This window comes from Actinomyces capricornis (assembly GCF_019974135.1).
Classification (GTDB): Bacteria; Actinomycetota; Actinomycetes; order Actinomycetales; family Actinomycetaceae; genus Actinomyces; species Actinomyces capricornis.
On record NZ_AP025017.1, the window covers coordinates 860,271 to 874,625 of the forward strand.

Sequence of the window (14,355 nt, forward strand, 5' to 3'; positions counted from 1 at the left end):
CGGGGGACCATTTAAGCTGCGCGCGATCCCAGCCAACTCGAACGAGTGACTCGATGATAGGAACGCGGACTTTCTGATGCTCGGGACCGCACAGATTCCCCTCTGTCACTTCCGACCCCCAGACGTAAGCCCGCTTCGGAACTCCACCACGTCGCCGTCGGCCATGATATAGTCCTTACCCTCCATGCGCACGCGGCCGTGAGCGCGGGCCTCGGCCACCGAGCCGTACTCGAGAAGATCGTCGTAGCTGACGATCTCGGCCTTGATGAAGCCACGCTCGAAATCGGTGTGGATGACGCCCGCGGCCTGCGGCGCCGTCGAGCCCTTGCGGATCGTCCAGGCACGGGCCTCCTTCTCCCCCGCCGTCAGGTAGGTCTGGAGCCCCAGGGTGTCGAAGCCGACCCGGGCCAGCTTGTCCAGGCCCGACTCCTCCTGGCCGTTCTCATGCAGCATCTCGGCGGCCTCCTCGGGCTCCAGCTCCACGAGCTCGGCCTCGAACTGGGCATCCAGGAACACCGCCTCCGCGGGAGCCACCAGCGCCCGCAGCTCGGCCTGCCGGGCCTCATCGCGCATAAGATCATCATCCAGGTTGAACACGTAGATGAAGGGCTTGGTGGTCATCAGCTGGAAGGTGCGCAGGACCTCCTCATCAATCCCGGCACCCGCCGCGCCCGCCGATAGCAGCGTCCCCTCCTCCAGGACCGCCATCGCGGCCCTGGCCGTCTCCAGCACCGAAGGATCGGCCTTCTTCCCCCGCACCTCCTTCTCCAGGCGCGGGATCGCCTTCTCCAGGGTCTGGATATCGGCCAGCACCAGCTCGGTCGTGATCGTCTCGATATCGCTGGAGGGGTCCACCCTGCCGTCCACGTGCACCACGTCAGGATCCTCGAAGGCGCGCGTCACCAGGCAGATCGCGTCCGCCTCACGGATATTCGCCAGGAACTGGTTGCCCAGTCCCTCGCCCTCGCTCGCGCCGCGCACAATCCCCGCGATATCCACGAAGGACACCGTGGCCGGCACCACCCGCGCCGAGGAGAACAGCTCGGCCAGCCTGCCCAGCCGCGGGTCGGGCAGCGGGACGACGCCGATATTCGGCTCAATCGTCGCGAAGGGGTAGTTGGCGGCCAGGACGGTCGCACGGGTCAGGGCGTTGAACAGGGTGGACTTGCCGACATTGGGCAGTCCGACGATTCCGATGGTGAGTGCCACGCCCCGGATTCTAAGCCACCGCCCGCCCCCGCCGTGGCACCTCCCCAGTCCTCCCGATCCTGCCCCGCCCCTCACTCCCCCGCAGGATTCCGCGCCTGCGCCCCGCCCGCCAGCGACCAGCCCGCGCCCGCGATGCGCAGGCCGGGGCGCCCGGACCGCCCAGGACTCGGAGGGGCGGGCGCGGGTCGCGGAGAGGCCGCCCGGGCCACCGGGCCGCCAGAGCGCCGGGCCGCCGCCATACGTGTCACACCCCCGTGGTGCACTGGCGCCATGACGATGCCCGCGAGCCTCCTGGCCCTTCTCCTGCTGCTCACCGCCGCCATCAGCGCCGCCCTGGGATACGCCGTCGCCCTCCTGCGCAGCGCCCATCACCCGCCCGGCCCGCACTCCGGGACCGCCCGGGAGGATGCGGAGGAGTCCACGGCCCTGCGCGTCGAGCTCGCCGCCTGGCGCGCCCGGGCCGAGGAGCTGGGCTCCCGCGCGGACCTGGCCGAGGAGCGGGCCGAGCGCGATGGCGCCATCCTGCGCGCCTTGGCCCCCGTGCGCACCCAGCTCGAGCAGGTCGGGGCGCGCGTGGAGACCATGGAGCGCCGGCGTGCCGCCCAGCACGCCGCCCTGGCCGAGCAGCTGCGCTCCACCGCCCTGGCCGAGCGCGAGCTGGCGCGCACCACCGCCTGCCTGGAGGGCGCCCTGCGCTCCCGCTCCGCCCGCGGGCTGTGGGGCGAGGTGGAGCTGGCCCGCATCCTGGAGGCCTCGGGGATGATGCGGCACGTGGACTTCTCCGAGCAGCGCTCGGTGGGGGCACTGGCCCACCGGCGCGGCGCCCCGCGCACCCCCGATTCGCCGCGCCGCACCGAGAGCGCCGAGCGCTCACGGCCCGACGTCGTCGTCCACCTCCCGGGAGAGGGCCACCTGGCGCTGGACGCCAAGGCGCCCATGGACGCCTACCTGGAGGCCATGGCCGTCGACGGCGCCGGCGACGCCGACCAGGAGCGCCGCACCCGCCTGCTCACCGCCCACGCCAAGGCCCTGCGCTCCCATGTCGACCAGCTCGCCGCCCGCCGCTACGACCGCGCCCTGGGGGACTCCCCCGAGCTCGTCGTCCTGTTCGTGCCCGCCGAGCCCGTCCTGGCCGCCGCCCTGGAGGCCGATCCCACGCTCATGGAGCACGCCCTGGGCCGGGGCGTGGCCCTGACCTCACCGGCCTCCCTGCTCACCCTGCTGCGCACCTGCGCCACCGCCTGGGCCCGCACCGCCGTCAACGACGACGCCCGCGAGCTCCTGGAGCTCGGTCGCACCCTCTACGAGCGACTGGGAACCGTCGCCGGCCACCTCGACACCCTGGGCTCGGCCCTGCGCCGCAGCGTCACCGCCTACAACCGGGCCGTGGGCTCCATGGAGACCCGCCTCCTGGTCACCGCCCGCTCCCTGGAGGCACTCAGCTCCGAGCTCCAGTCCCCCTCCCCCATCGACGCCGACGCCGCCCAGGTCCGCGCCTTCTCCACCCCCGAGCTCTCGGCCGCCGAGCTCTCGGCCGCCGAACCCCCCGACCCCGGGCTCCCCAGGCGCCCCGAGCCCGCGCCCTCCGCCCCCGACGCCGCCCAGGCGACCAGCACCGCCCACCCACCTCCCCCACAGTGACGGACGCCACTGTTCTGGTGCGTGAGGAAAGGCCGGCTCATGGCGTCCTCCTCATGTCCCGGTCAGTGCGGCGCACCTGCGGCGGGCCCGCCCGCCATCGCAGTGCACCGGCCGATCCGGCCGTATCTCGGCGCCCTCCGCAGTCGCGGAGCGCCCCTGACCATCAAGCACCTCAAGGAGAGCCATGAGCAACGAGTCCATCCCCCAGACCGGCCAGCAGCGCGAGATCGCCAAGGCGCGCGAGGACAAGGAGCAGCAGGAGGCCACCCCTCGCGGCCCCCTCCAGACCTCCCACGGCGTGACCACCATCGACGAGACGGTCGTGGCCAAGATCGCCGGCATGGCCGCACGCGAGGTCCCCGGCGTCTACGACATGGGCAACGCCGCACGCCGCGTCTTCAACGCCGTCACCGACCGCATCCCCAACGCCCAGACCAACGTGGCCGGCGGCATCAGCATCGAGAAGGGCGAGACCCAGACTGCCGTCGACGTCACCGTCGTCGTGGAGTACGGGGTCTCCATCGTCGAGGTCGGCAACGCCATCCGCCGCAACATCATCCAGCAGGTCGAGAGCACCACCGGCCTGGAGGTCATCGAGGTCAACGTCAACGTCACCGACGTGCACCTGCCCGACGAGGACGCCGACACCACCAGCACCGACCTGAAGTAGCCCACCCCGCACGCCGACCGAGGAGTCCGCATGAAGACGACACACCTGGCCCTCGCCGTGGGCCTCTTCCTAGGCACTGTCCTCGCCTTCGGATCCTTCGCCGACTTCATCCTGGTGGGCCTGTGCGGCCTGGTGGGGGCGGCGGTCGGCCTGGGCCTGGAGGACCGGCTCGACCTGCGCGGCCTGCTCGAGCGCTGGATGCAGCGATGATGAGCGGCGCGCAGGTCACCGGCGGGCCCCACCCCGGCCTCCCCCAGCAGGCCGGCCCGCCGATCGAGCAGCGGGGGACCACCACCGTCCCCGCCCGCGTCGTCGCCCGCATCGCCGAGCAGGCCGCCCTGGAGGCGCCCCACGTGGGCTCCTCCGCCGGCGGACTGCTGGGCGTGGGCGCACGCCGCGACTTCCACACCCGTCCCGACGCGGACTGCGACATCTACGGGCAGGTCGCCATCCTGCGCCTGGACGTCGGCCTGACCTTCCCCACCGCCATGGCCTCGGCGGCCCAGCGGCTGCGGGACCACGTGCGCTCCCGGGTCGAGGACCTCACCGGCCTGGAGGTCGGCCGCATCGACGTCGAGATCTCCTGGCTCGACCCCAGCAGTACCGCGAGAGGAGCCCTGAGATGAGCAACGACCCGCGACGCCTGACCCGGCGCCCCTCACGCAGCCTGGCGGCGGCCATCCTGGCCGTGGGCCTCATCGCCCTGGGCGCCCTGGGCGCCTGGCTCGCCATCACCCTCCTGGTGACCGGCAACTGGCCCTCCCGGGCCGCCTCCACCATGAGGACGACCGGGTCCACCGCCATGGGCTCGCCCAGCGTGCTGATGGCAGCCTGCATCCTGGCCGGCCTCGGCCTCATCATGCTGATGGCGGCACTGTGGCCCGGGCGCCCCGCCCACCTGGCCATCCTGCCCGACGACATCCCCGGGCAGACAGTCCTGTCCCGCCGCGACCTGGCCACCCTCATCCAGCGCCGGGTCGAGCAGGTCGACGGCGTCGACACCGTCCGCGTCAAGGCCTCCCGCACCCGGGCCGACATCCGCGTACGCACCCTCATGGATGACGGCCAGCTGCAGCCGGCGGTGATGCGGGCCGCGCAGGACGCCCTGGAGCAGCTGCGCCCCGAGCAGACCATGCGGTGCCGAGTGCGCGTGCGGCGCGCCAACTGAAGGAGGACCACCAACCATGCGCTCAGTGTCTGGAGCACGCAACCGAATCGCACTGGCCCTCACCGGGCTGGTGGCCCTCCTGGCCGCCGCCTGGCTCACCGCCGCCCACCTCGACCTGGTCGCCTCCTGGCCCCAGGGCCGGGCGGCCCTGGCGCCCGCCGGCGCCCGATGGAGGGAGCTGGCCGCAGGCGGCGATCCTTGGATCGTGCCGGCAGCCGCCGGGGCCTCGGTCCTGGTGGTGCTGGCCGGGGTCCTCCTCCTGCTGGCCCAGATCCCCCGCCGGGCCCGCACCAGCCCCCTGCGCCTGACCGGCCACGACGGCACCCTCCTGGCCACACTCGACCCCCAGGTCATGGGCCGGGCGCTGTCCGAGCGGGCCGAGGAGATCCCCGGCGTCACCTCCTGCAGCGTGTGGGTGGCCGGCTCCTCGCGCAGCACCTGGCTCCAGGCGACCGCCCGCATCGCCCAGGACGCCGAGGTCGCCTGGACGGTCAGTGACCTGCGCCGTCGGCTGGCCGACGACGCCGCCACCGCCCTTGGCCAGGCGCCGCACCAGGTCGACGTGCTCATCCGGCCCCACCGCACCGCCGTCTCGCGCAGCATCACCGGAGCCCGGGGCACCCGCCAGGGCGGCGCCACCCAGGTGCGGCCCACCAGGGACGTGGTCACATGAGCCGGCCCCCCGAGACGGCCGGGTCGGCCGGAGCCCCCGGGCCTCCGGCTCCTACCGGCCCCCGGCCCGCCGACTCCCCCGTGAGCCGGGGTATCGAGCGCCACCTGGTGCTGCGGGCCCAGGACGGCGACACCACCGCCTTCGAGCAGCTCATCAGCCGCTACCAGGGGCGCCTCTTCCGCACCGCCTACATGATCCTGGGCAACCGGCAGGACTCCGAGGACGCCGTCCAGGAGGCCCTCATCCTGGCCTGGAAGCGCCTCCACCTGCTGCGCGAGCCCGAGGCCTTCCACGGCTGGCTGCTGCGGATCTGCACCAATGAGGCCACCAGCGCCGTCAGACGGCGCAGCCGCCACCGGACCGACCCCCACGACTCCGAGAGCCTGGAGGCCCTGGACTCCCAGGCCGGGGACACCCGCACCCGCCCCACCGGGGGGCCCGCCTCCGACCCCGCCCGGTCCAGTGAGGTCAACGCCCAGATCCAGGCGCTGGCCGAGGTGCTGTCCACCATCCGCCCCGAGCTGAGCATCGTCTGGGTGCTCAGAGAGGTCGAGACCATGTCCTACGAGGAGATCGCACAGACCCTGAACATCACCGCCTCCACTGTCCGCGGCAGGCTGGCACGCGCCCGCTCCGCCGTGATCAAGCGGATGAAGGAGTGGACATGACACCCACGGATCCCACCCGCCCCTCCACCCAGCCGGAGCAGGCGCCCGCCAGCGGCGGCGACCAGGAGCAGGCCACCCAGGACTACCACCGGCTCATCGCCTCCATCCACGAGGAGTGGGACGCCCTGGAGTCCCAGTCCGACCTCTCGGTCATGCCCTCCACCCGGGTCATGCAGTCCGTGATGGAGGCAGTGCGCGCCGACGCCCGGCACGGCGCCCAGGTCCAGGCCCCGCCCACCGACCTGGGCCCCTACACCCTGACCGAGCTCTCCCTGCGCACCCTCGTGCGCAGAGCCGTCGACGGTGTTCCCGGGGCCAGGGCCCTGCGCTCCTCCTTCGAGCACGCACCGGCCACCGACGGGCACAAGGGCCTTGGAGCGCCCATCTCAGTCCACTGCCGGATCTCCGCGCACGCCGCCTCCCCGGACCTTCCGGCACTGGCCCAGCAGGTGCGCGACGCCGTGCTGGAGGCCTTCCGCAGCGACCTGGACAGCAGCCCGACCGTCAGCATCCACGTGGAGGACCTGCACGATGACGAGTGAAGACACCGCCGCAGCCCTGGTCAGGACCATCACCGGAGTCCCCGGCGTCCGGGGCATCGAGCCAGGCATCGCCTCGGCCCTGCGCACCCTGGACACCCACCTGCGCGGCCGGGACAGTCACGTGGCCCGCTTCGGCATCGTCATCGACACCGCCGCCCAGCACACCACCATCGAGGTCGGCCTGGACGGCTCGCGGCCCATCAGGCAGGTCGTGCGGGACATCCAGGCCGCCGTCCTGCAGGCCCTCGACCAGGCCGAAGAGCCCGAGGCCAGCAGCAAGGCCGTCAACCCCGCCGCCGGCCACGACACCGGCCACAACACCGGCCAGGGCCACGCGGAGGCCGTCGAGCCTCAGCGCGCGCACCAGCGCGCCCGCCGGCCGGGGCACGACGCCGATACCCGGCCCCGCCCGAGCGTCACCGTGCGCGTGCAGTCCCTGTCGGCCTGAGCATGATCCCTGAGCCCCGGGGCTCAGGGATCATGCCCCGGGACAGGGGGCAGCCGCCGTCGGGCCGACTACCGGTCCCCGCGCGGCGCCGCTGCGCCCGAGACATCGACCTCGGCCAGCGGCACCATCGGCGTCCCCCGGGTCAGCCGGTGGCCCAGCCACACCAGGAAGAAGGCCGGCAGCCCGATATAGGAGGACAGCACCCCCAGCAGCTCGCCGCGGAACACCGCCTCATAGTTCTGCCCCAGGATCACCACCACGCACATGATGAAGGCCACCACCGGCCCCAGCGGGAACAGCGGCGCCCGATAGGGCAGGTCGGCGGGATCATGCCCCTGCAGCACGTAGGCGCGCCGGAAGCGGAAGTGGCACACCGCGATCCCCACCCAGACGATGAAGCCCGAGAGCGCCGAGACGTTGAGCAGCCAGGAGTAGGCCGTGTCCTGGCCCACCACCGCGGTGAGGAACCCGGCCGCGCCCACCAGCGCCGTCGCCCCCAGGGCCCGCACCGGCACCCCGTGGCGGTTGACGTACCCGAACCACTGGGGAGCCTGGCCCTGCAGGGCCATCGAGTGCAGCATGCGGGTGGAGGCGTAGAGCCCCGAGTTCCCGGCACTGAGCACCGCGGTGAGGATGACCGCGTTCATCACCGCGGCCGCCGCGGCGATACCCGCGCGGTCGAAGACCAGGGTGAAGGGCGAGTAGGAGACGTCCTCCGTGCCCGTGCGCAGCAGCCGCGGGTCGTTGTAGGCCACCAGGGTGCCCACCACGGCGATCGCCCCGATGTAGAACAGCATGATCCGCCAGAACACGGTGCGGATCGCACGCGGCACATCGCGGCGCGGATTGCGGGCCTCACCCGCGGCCACCCCCACCAGCTCGGTGCCCTGGAAGGAGAAGCCGGCGATCATGAACACCGAGACCACCGCCAGCGCCCCGCCGTGGAAGGGGGCGTCCCCCACCGTCCAGTTGCTCAGGCCCGCACGGTGGCCCCCCAGGATGCCGGCGATCATCGCCGCCCCGGCGATGAGGAAGACCACCACCGTGACCACCTTGATGGCCGAGAGCCAGAACTCCCCCTCCCCGAAGGCCCGCGCCGACAGGGCATTGAGCCCGGTGAGCACCACCAGGAACAGGCCCGCCCACACCCATGAGGGCACGTCCGGCAGCCAGTAGGCCATGATGATGCCCGCGGCCACCAGCTCGGCGGCCACCGTGATCGCCCAGTTGAACCAGTAGTTCCAGCCCATGGCGAAGCCGAAGGAGGGGCTGACGAAGCGCGTGGCGTAGGTCTGGAAGGAGCCCGCCACCGGCATATGCGCGGTCATCTCCCCCAGGGACTGCATGAGCAGCAGCACCATGAGGCCCACCGCCGTGTAGGCGGCGATCGCCCCACCCGGCCCCGCCTGGGAGACCGTCGCCCCCGAGGCCACGAACAGGCCCGTGCCGATCGCCCCGCCAATGGCGATCATCTGCATATGGCGGTTGGTCAGGGTGCGCCGCAGGCCGCTGTCCTCGGGCGACTCGCTGGGCGACTCGCTGGACGACTCCCTGGACGACTCGCGCCCGGTCGCCGCGCTGGGGCCGCCGGGGGCCCCGCCACTACCGGGGCCTCCGGGGCCGCTGATGCCGGCAGCCCCGGGGGCGGCGGCATGGGTCTCATCGTTGTCACTGTGCACCATCGGTGCGAGCCTAGCGCCCCCGCATCGGCCGCGGGGGCCAGTCTCAGGGGGTGGCGCCGTTCCCCGGCCCCGCTTCGCCTCAGCCTCACCCCCGCCTCACCTGCGGTGCGCCGCCGACGCCGTCCCTGGGGCCGGCCCCGCAGATGCCGCCCCCAGCGGTCCCCCGGATGCCCGCCCCGGCGGCGCTCAGCAGGTGTGGTCGGCCACCGGCTGGCGCCGGGCGGGCGCCGGCTGCCCGGAGGCGGCCTTGAGGTCGGCGCGCAGGTTCTTGGGCAGGGAGAAGGTGATCTTCTCCGTGGCGGTGCGCACCTCCTCGACGTCCTCGAAGCCGTACTCGGCCAGGCGCTCGATGACCTCGCGCACGAGGATCTCGGGCACCGAGGCGCCCGAGGTCAGGCCCACGGTGCTCACGCCCTCCAGCCAGGCCGGGTCGATCTCGCTGGCGAAGTCCACCCGGTGGGAGGCGCCGGCCCCCGCATCCAGGGCCACCTCCTTCAGGCGCACGGAGTTCGAGGAGTTGCCCGAGCCCACCACGATCATGAGGTCGACCTGGGGGGCGATCACCTTGACCGCGGCCTGGCGGTTCTGGGTGGCGTAGCAGATGTCCTCGCCGGGCGGGTCGGACAGGGCCGGGAAGCGCTCGCGCAGCAGCCGCACCGTCTCCAGGGTCTCATCCACACTCAGGGTGGTCTGGGAGATCCACACGACCTTCTCGGGGTCGCGCACCTGGACCCGGTCCACTTCGTGGGGGCCGTTGACGACCTGGATGTGGTCGGGGGCCTCCCCCTGGGTGCCCTCGACCTCCTCGTGGCCGGTGTGCCCCACCAGGATGATGTCGTAGTCGTCCCGGGCGAAGCGCACCGCCTGCTTGTGCACCTTGGTCACCAGCGGGCAGGTGGCGTCGATGGTCTCCAGGCGGCGGGCCGCTGCCTGCTCGTGCACGGCCGGGGAGACGCCGTGGGCGGAGAAGACGACGCGGGCGCCCTCGGGGACCTCGTCGGTCTCCTCCACGAAGATCGCGCCGCGCCGGGAGAGCGCATCGACGACGTACTTGTTGTGGACGATCTCCTTGCGCACGTAGACCGGCGCCCCGTAGTGGGCCAGGGCTTGCTCGACGGCGTCGACCGCCCGGTCCACCCCGGCGCAGTAGCCGCGGGGGGCGGCCAGCAGGATTCGCTTGGCGCGCGCGTTCTCGCGCGTCTCGCGCGTCGTCTCACTCGTCATGGTCACCCTCCCACTGTGCCACAGGCGGCGCCCGGCACGCAGCGGCCCCGCCCCAGGCCACAGGCATGGCACAGTGGTGCGCGTGACAGGCCCCACCGCCCCCCAGCCCCAGTCCGCCGCCCAGCAGGAGCGCGAGCTGGCGCCGCGCGCCAACCTCACCACCGCGGAGAACCCCTGGCCCCTGCGGCTGCTGTCGACCAAGATCGAGGAGTACGTGGCCCGCATGAGCCAGGTGTGGGTCGAGGGGCAGATCGTCCAGCTCAACCGCCGCCCCGGCGCGGGCATGGCCTTCCTCACCCTGCGCGACGCCGAGGCGGATGTCTCCATGTCGGTGGCCGTCTACTCCCGGGTCCTGGACGCCATCCAGTCCCGCGGTGCCGGGCTGGCCGAGGGCGCCCGCGTGGTGGTGCGCGCCAAGCCCACCTTCTGGACCAAGCGCGGCTCCCTCCAGCTCCAGGCCGACGACATCCGGGCCGTGGGCGTGGGCGACCTGCTGGCCCGTATCGAGCAGCTGCGCCGCATCCTGGCCGCCGAGGGCCTGTTCGACGCCGAGCGCAAGCGCCCCCTGCCCTTCCTGCCGCGCCGCGTGGGGCTCATCTGCGGGCGCCAGGCCAAGGCCAAGGACGACGTCGTGGTCAACTCGCGCCTGCGCTGGCCGGGCCTGCCCTTCGAGATCCGCGAGGTCGCCGTTCAGGGCGCGCGCGCTGTGCCGGAGGTCACCCGCGCCCTGACCGAGCTCGACGCCGATCCGGGCATCGATGTCATCGTCATCGCCCGCGGGGGTGGGGCGGTGGAGGACCTGCTGCCCTTCTCCGACGAGGGCCTGGTGCGCGCGGCGGCCGCGGCCCGCACCCCCCTGGTCTCGGCGATCGGGCATGAGACCGACTGCCCCCTGCTCGACCTTGTGGCCGACTACCGGGCCTCAACGCCCACCGACGCCGCCCGACGGATCGTGCCCGACCTCGCCCAGGAGACCGTGGGCCTGGACTCGGCCCGCGAGCGCATGCGCTCCCTCATCACCTCCCGTCTTCAGGCCGAGCAGGCCGGGCTGGACCAGTTGCGGGCCCGCCCGGTCATGGCCGACCCCACGGTCATCGTGCGCGACCGCATGGGCGAGCTGGAGCGGGGGCGCGAGCGCATGCGCCGGGCCCTGGGCCATCGCCTGTCGCTGGCGGCCGCCGACCTGCGCGCCGAGCGGGCCCGCCTGACCGCCCTGTCCCCCCAGGGGGTGCTGGACCGCGGCTACGCGATCCTGCGCATGCCCGGCGGGCAGGTCGTCACCAGCGCCGAGCAGATCAAGAAGGGCGATCTCATCGAGGGGGTGCTGGCCTCCGGGCGCCTGGTGGCCCAGGTGGTGGGGGCCACCAAGCCCCAGTCCCAGCCGGCTGAGCCCTCATCGCCCTCATAGCCATAGCCGCCCCCGCCCGTGCTGCGCATCGTCGGCCCTCGGGGCGCAGTGGATCGCTGCGATGGCGCGGCTCGGCCAGTCGGCGGCCCCTCCATGGGACCCGAGGATGTGCCGCAGGGCCCGCGCTGCGCATCGTCGGCCCCTGGTGAACCCGCCCGCGGATCACGAAGGCGCGGGCTCGTGCGGATGACCGTGCCCGAGGCCGTCGGCGATCCTGCGAGGATGCCCCACTGGCGGGTGGCCGCGGGCCGACGGCCGTCCTGGGCGGCAGGGCCGGGGCGTGCAAGAATCGGGGTGTGAGCCTTGACCCTTCCACGCAGTCCTACGGCCCCGAGTCGGGCTCCTCCGACCTGGCCGATGTCGCCTCCCTGTCTTATGAGCAGGCCCGCGAGGAGCTGGTGGCTGTCGTCCAGCGCCTGGAGGCGGGCTCGGTGCCTCTGGAGGACTCCCTGGCCCTGTGGGAGCGCGGCGAGGCGCTGGCCCAGCGCTGCCAGGGCTGGCTCGATGAGGCCCGCGCCCGCCTGGCCGCCGTCGTCGAGCAGGACTCGGGTGCCCCGGCCCCCGAGGGCGCCCCCGCCTCGCCGGAGGCCTGACCCACCCGCCCGCCACACCCCCACCCCCCTGGGGCCGGCCGAGCCGCCTGAGCGCCGCATGCCCCAGCGGCCCTGCTCCCGGCCCGCGCCCGCTCGCCACTCCTCCACCATCCGGCCCGCTCCGGGCCCGCTCCGGGCCCGCTCCGGGCCCGTGCCAGGGGCGGGACCGGCCTCCCACGCACTCCGAGCGCCGATGGGCCCCGCGCGGGCGCTGGGCTCGGTAGGCTGGCCCTGTCGGTGCTGCGGGGCTCACGCCGAGCCCTGGTGCACACGTGCACACCGCGCGCGGATGCGCGGTCTGAGGCGCCGCCGCCCGTCCATGTGCCCGTCAACGTGCCAGTCAGGCCAGCCCAGCGCCAGCCGAAGCGCTGGCCAGAAAGCCATCAGTGAGCCATTCGATGCGCATCGGATGAGGCCCACCCCAGTCATCCCCGCGAAGGAGCCACCATGAGTGCACCCGGCCGCCAAGGAGCCGCCCTCGTCATCGGCGAGGCCCTGGTCGACGTCGTCATCCACCCCGGCCAGGAGCCGGTGGACATCCCGGGCGGCTCGCCCGCCAACGTGGCCCTGGGCCTGGCGCGTCTGGGCCGTGAGGCGGAGCTGGACTGCTGGATCGGGACCGACGAGCGCGGCCGGGCGGTGCGCGCCCACCTGGAGGACTCCGGGGTGCGCCTGACCCCGGGGGCCGACGGCGCCCAGCGGACCTCCACTGCGCAGGCGACGATCGGCCAGGACCGGGCCGCCACCTATGTCTTCGACCTGGACTGGAACCCGCCCTACCCCCAGGCGTCCCAGGGCGCCGAGCCCCCCGTGCTGGTGCACACCGGCTCGATCGCGGCGATCCTGGAGCCGGGCCGGGCCACCGTGGAGAAGGTGCTGCGCGATCACCGCGAGACCTCCACGATCTGCTACGACCCCAACGCCCGTCCCCAGCTCATGGGCTCCCCCGAGTCCGCGCGCGCCATCGTTGAGCGCCTGGTGGCGCTGTCCGACCTCGTCAAGTGCTCCGATGAGGACGTCGCCTGGCTCTACGGCGAGGATGCTGATGTGGAGTCGGTGCTGCGCAACTGGCTGGACCTGGGAGTGGCCGTAGTGGTGGTGACCCGCGGCAAGGCCGGGGCCATGGCCCTGACCGGCTCGGGGCTGCGCGTCGAGGTGCCCGCCGACCCCAGCGTGGTCGTGGCCGACACCGTGGGGGCCGGGGACTCCTTCATGGGGGGCCTGGAGGACGCCCTGTGGAGTGAGGACCTGGTGGGTGCGGACCGCCGCGAGGCCCTGCGCGCGGTGGACGCTCCTACCCTGGAGCGGATCGTGCGCCATGCGGCGGCGATCGCCGACATCACGGTCTCGCGCGCCGGGGCGAACCCGCCCACTCGCGAGGAGCTGGCCGGCTGATCCACTCCGGCCCGGCCGGCTCCACCCGGCCGGGCCTACGCCGGCTCGGTGGCGAGCCTGGAGGTGATCCCCTCGCGGATCGTCTCCAGGGCCTGGGCTCGGCCGGCGCCATCGAGGTGGGCCGGCCCGAAGGTGGCCAGGACCGGTAGCACCTCGAAGCCGCAGAACTCGAGCGTGCCCTGGTGGATGTGGAACAGGAAGGAATCCAGGCTCCCATAGCTCCCGGGAGTATCGGGGGCGAAAGCCTGCTGACTGCCGCCGGTGGTCAACAGGACCATGGCCTTCTTGCCCCGCATGCCGCCCTGCTCCCGTACCCCGTGCTCCCCGCCGAAGGCGGCGCCCATGACCAGGACGCGGTCCACCCAGCCCTTGAGGATCGCCGGCATGGAGAACCACCACAGGGGGAAGGAGAGAATGAGCAGGTCCGAGTCCTGGAGGAGGCGCAGCTGGGAGGCGACCGGCTCACCCAGCGAGCCCTGGGCGACGGCGTTCATCTGCGCGGCCTGGGGCTTGAAGTAGCCCGATGAGTCGGGGTCGTCGGGGAACTGGTCTGCGGAGAGCACGGGGTCCCAGTGCTCGGCGTAGAGGTCCACCAGGGTGGTCTCAACGCCGTCGGCCCGCAACTGCTCAGCGACGGTATGTGCCTGGGCGGTGGAGAAGGAGCGCGGCTCGGGGTGGGCGTGGACGATGAGGGCCCGGTATACGGGCTTGGAGGAGGTCACCATGACTCCATCGTATTGCGGATTCGCGAAACGTCAATATTTTGGTTAGGTTCTCATTGCGAAGGCGGCCGTGTCGGCGGACCGGCGGGCCGCTTGGCGCAGACATGCGGCGCAGGTTGGACCTCACTTGGCGAAATGGGCGTCGTTTGGCGGAATCGACGTCGCCTACAGGTGTCGCCCTTTCCGCCAAGTGACGCCCATGGCGCCAAACGACGCTCTTCTGCGCTCTGCCAGTGGCTCGACACCACCCTGCCCGCGGCAGGCCACCAGCTCGTGCCGGCCGGGGCTGCCATGCTCGCCGGGCTCGTCGGG

At 73.0% G+C, this 14,355-nt stretch carries 16 protein-coding genes; 12 read left to right on the forward strand and 4 right to left on the reverse strand.

Annotated elements, in window-relative coordinates; genetic code table 11:
- Positions 1-105: 105 nt before the first annotated feature.
- Positions 106-1,209 (reverse strand): redox-regulated ATPase YchF, encoded by a 1,104-nt coding sequence (ychF, locus tag MANAM107_RS03450; RefSeq protein ID WP_223911159.1) that lies wholly within the window; start codon positions 1,207-1,209, stop codon positions 106-108.
- A gap of 270 nt (positions 1,210-1,479) precedes the next feature.
- Between ychF and MANAM107_RS03455 the strand changes: the two genes are divergently transcribed.
- The 9 genes from MANAM107_RS03455 (at position 1,480) to MANAM107_RS03495 (ending at position 7,019) form a co-directional block, all read left to right on the forward strand.
- Positions 1,480-2,850: a DNA recombination protein RmuC gene (locus MANAM107_RS03455; protein ID WP_223911161.1), complete on the forward strand. Its 1,371-nt coding sequence runs from the start codon at positions 1,480-1,482 to the stop codon at positions 2,848-2,850.
- A gap of 184 nt (positions 2,851-3,034) precedes the next feature.
- Positions 3,035-3,520: an Asp23/Gls24 family envelope stress response protein gene (locus tag MANAM107_RS03460; protein ID WP_223911164.1), complete on the forward strand. Its 486-nt coding sequence runs from the start codon at positions 3,035-3,037 to the stop codon at positions 3,518-3,520.
- Positions 3,521-3,550: 30 nt separating this feature from the next.
- Positions 3,551-3,730, forward strand: coding sequence for a hypothetical protein (locus MANAM107_RS03465; protein WP_223911167.1), 180 nt, complete (start codon positions 3,551-3,553; stop codon positions 3,728-3,730).
- On the forward strand, positions 3,730-4,146 hold the full coding sequence (locus MANAM107_RS03470) for an Asp23/Gls24 family envelope stress response protein (protein WP_223911170.1): 417 nt from the start codon (positions 3,730-3,732) through the stop codon (positions 4,144-4,146). The genes MANAM107_RS03465 and MANAM107_RS03470 overlap by 1 nt, the downstream gene beginning before the upstream one ends.
- Positions 4,143-4,688, forward strand: a complete 546-nt coding sequence (locus MANAM107_RS03475) for a DUF6286 domain-containing protein (RefSeq protein WP_223911172.1) — start codon at positions 4,143-4,145, stop codon at positions 4,686-4,688. The genes MANAM107_RS03470 and MANAM107_RS03475 overlap by 4 nt, the downstream gene beginning before the upstream one ends.
- Positions 4,689-4,704: 16 nt before the next feature.
- On the forward strand, positions 4,705-5,361 hold the full coding sequence (locus MANAM107_RS03480; protein WP_223911174.1) for a hypothetical protein: 657 nt from the start codon (positions 4,705-4,707) through the stop codon (positions 5,359-5,361).
- A complete protein-coding gene (locus tag MANAM107_RS03485; RefSeq protein WP_223911176.1) occupies positions 5,358-6,029 on the forward strand; it encodes an RNA polymerase sigma factor in 672 nt (223 codons plus the stop codon). The genes MANAM107_RS03480 and MANAM107_RS03485 overlap by 4 nt, the downstream gene beginning before the upstream one ends.
- Complete coding sequence (locus MANAM107_RS03490; RefSeq protein ID WP_223911178.1) at positions 6,026-6,571, forward strand: Asp23/Gls24 family envelope stress response protein; 546 nt, start codon at positions 6,026-6,028, stop codon at positions 6,569-6,571. The genes MANAM107_RS03485 and MANAM107_RS03490 overlap by 4 nt, the downstream gene beginning before the upstream one ends.
- Positions 6,561-7,019: a transcriptional regulator gene (locus tag MANAM107_RS03495; RefSeq protein WP_223911180.1), complete on the forward strand. Its 459-nt coding sequence runs from the start codon at positions 6,561-6,563 to the stop codon at positions 7,017-7,019. The genes MANAM107_RS03490 and MANAM107_RS03495 overlap by 11 nt, the downstream gene beginning before the upstream one ends.
- Before the next feature lie 68 nt (positions 7,020-7,087).
- Here MANAM107_RS03495 and MANAM107_RS03500 read toward each other — a convergent pair whose 3' ends face one another.
- Together MANAM107_RS03500 and MANAM107_RS03505 are read right to left on the reverse strand one after the other, a co-directional pair.
- Positions 7,088-8,701 carry an amino acid permease gene (locus MANAM107_RS03500; protein WP_223911182.1) on the reverse strand — a complete coding sequence of 538 codons (1,614 nt, stop codon included), beginning with the start codon at positions 8,699-8,701 and terminating at the stop codon, positions 7,088-7,090.
- Between the two features lie 186 nt (positions 8,702-8,887).
- Positions 8,888-9,925, reverse strand: coding sequence for a 4-hydroxy-3-methylbut-2-enyl diphosphate reductase (locus MANAM107_RS03505; protein ID WP_223912830.1), 1,038 nt, complete (start codon positions 9,923-9,925; stop codon positions 8,888-8,890).
- 73 nt (positions 9,926-9,998) lie between these two features.
- Between MANAM107_RS03505 and xseA the strand changes: the two genes are divergently transcribed.
- The 3 genes from xseA to MANAM107_RS03520 all read left to right on the forward strand — a co-directional run bounded on the left by xseA (position 9,999) and on the right by MANAM107_RS03520 (position 13,321).
- Positions 9,999-11,333 (forward strand): exodeoxyribonuclease VII large subunit, encoded by a 1,335-nt coding sequence (xseA, locus tag MANAM107_RS03510; protein ID WP_373314069.1) that lies wholly within the window; start codon positions 9,999-10,001, stop codon positions 11,331-11,333.
- Between the two features lie 296 nt (positions 11,334-11,629).
- Positions 11,630-11,926: an exodeoxyribonuclease VII small subunit gene (locus MANAM107_RS03515; protein ID WP_223911187.1), complete on the forward strand. Its 297-nt coding sequence runs from the start codon at positions 11,630-11,632 to the stop codon at positions 11,924-11,926.
- A gap of 447 nt (positions 11,927-12,373) precedes the next feature.
- On the forward strand, positions 12,374-13,321 hold the full coding sequence (locus tag MANAM107_RS03520; protein ID WP_223911190.1) for a carbohydrate kinase family protein: 948 nt from the start codon (positions 12,374-12,376) through the stop codon (positions 13,319-13,321).
- A 35-nt stretch (positions 13,322-13,356) separates the two neighbouring features.
- Here the strand turns inward: MANAM107_RS03520 and MANAM107_RS03525 are convergent, their stop codons facing one another.
- Positions 13,357-14,046: an NAD(P)H-dependent oxidoreductase gene (locus tag MANAM107_RS03525; RefSeq protein ID WP_223911193.1), complete on the reverse strand. Its 690-nt coding sequence runs from the start codon at positions 14,044-14,046 to the stop codon at positions 13,357-13,359.
- Positions 14,047-14,355 lie beyond the last annotated feature (309 nt).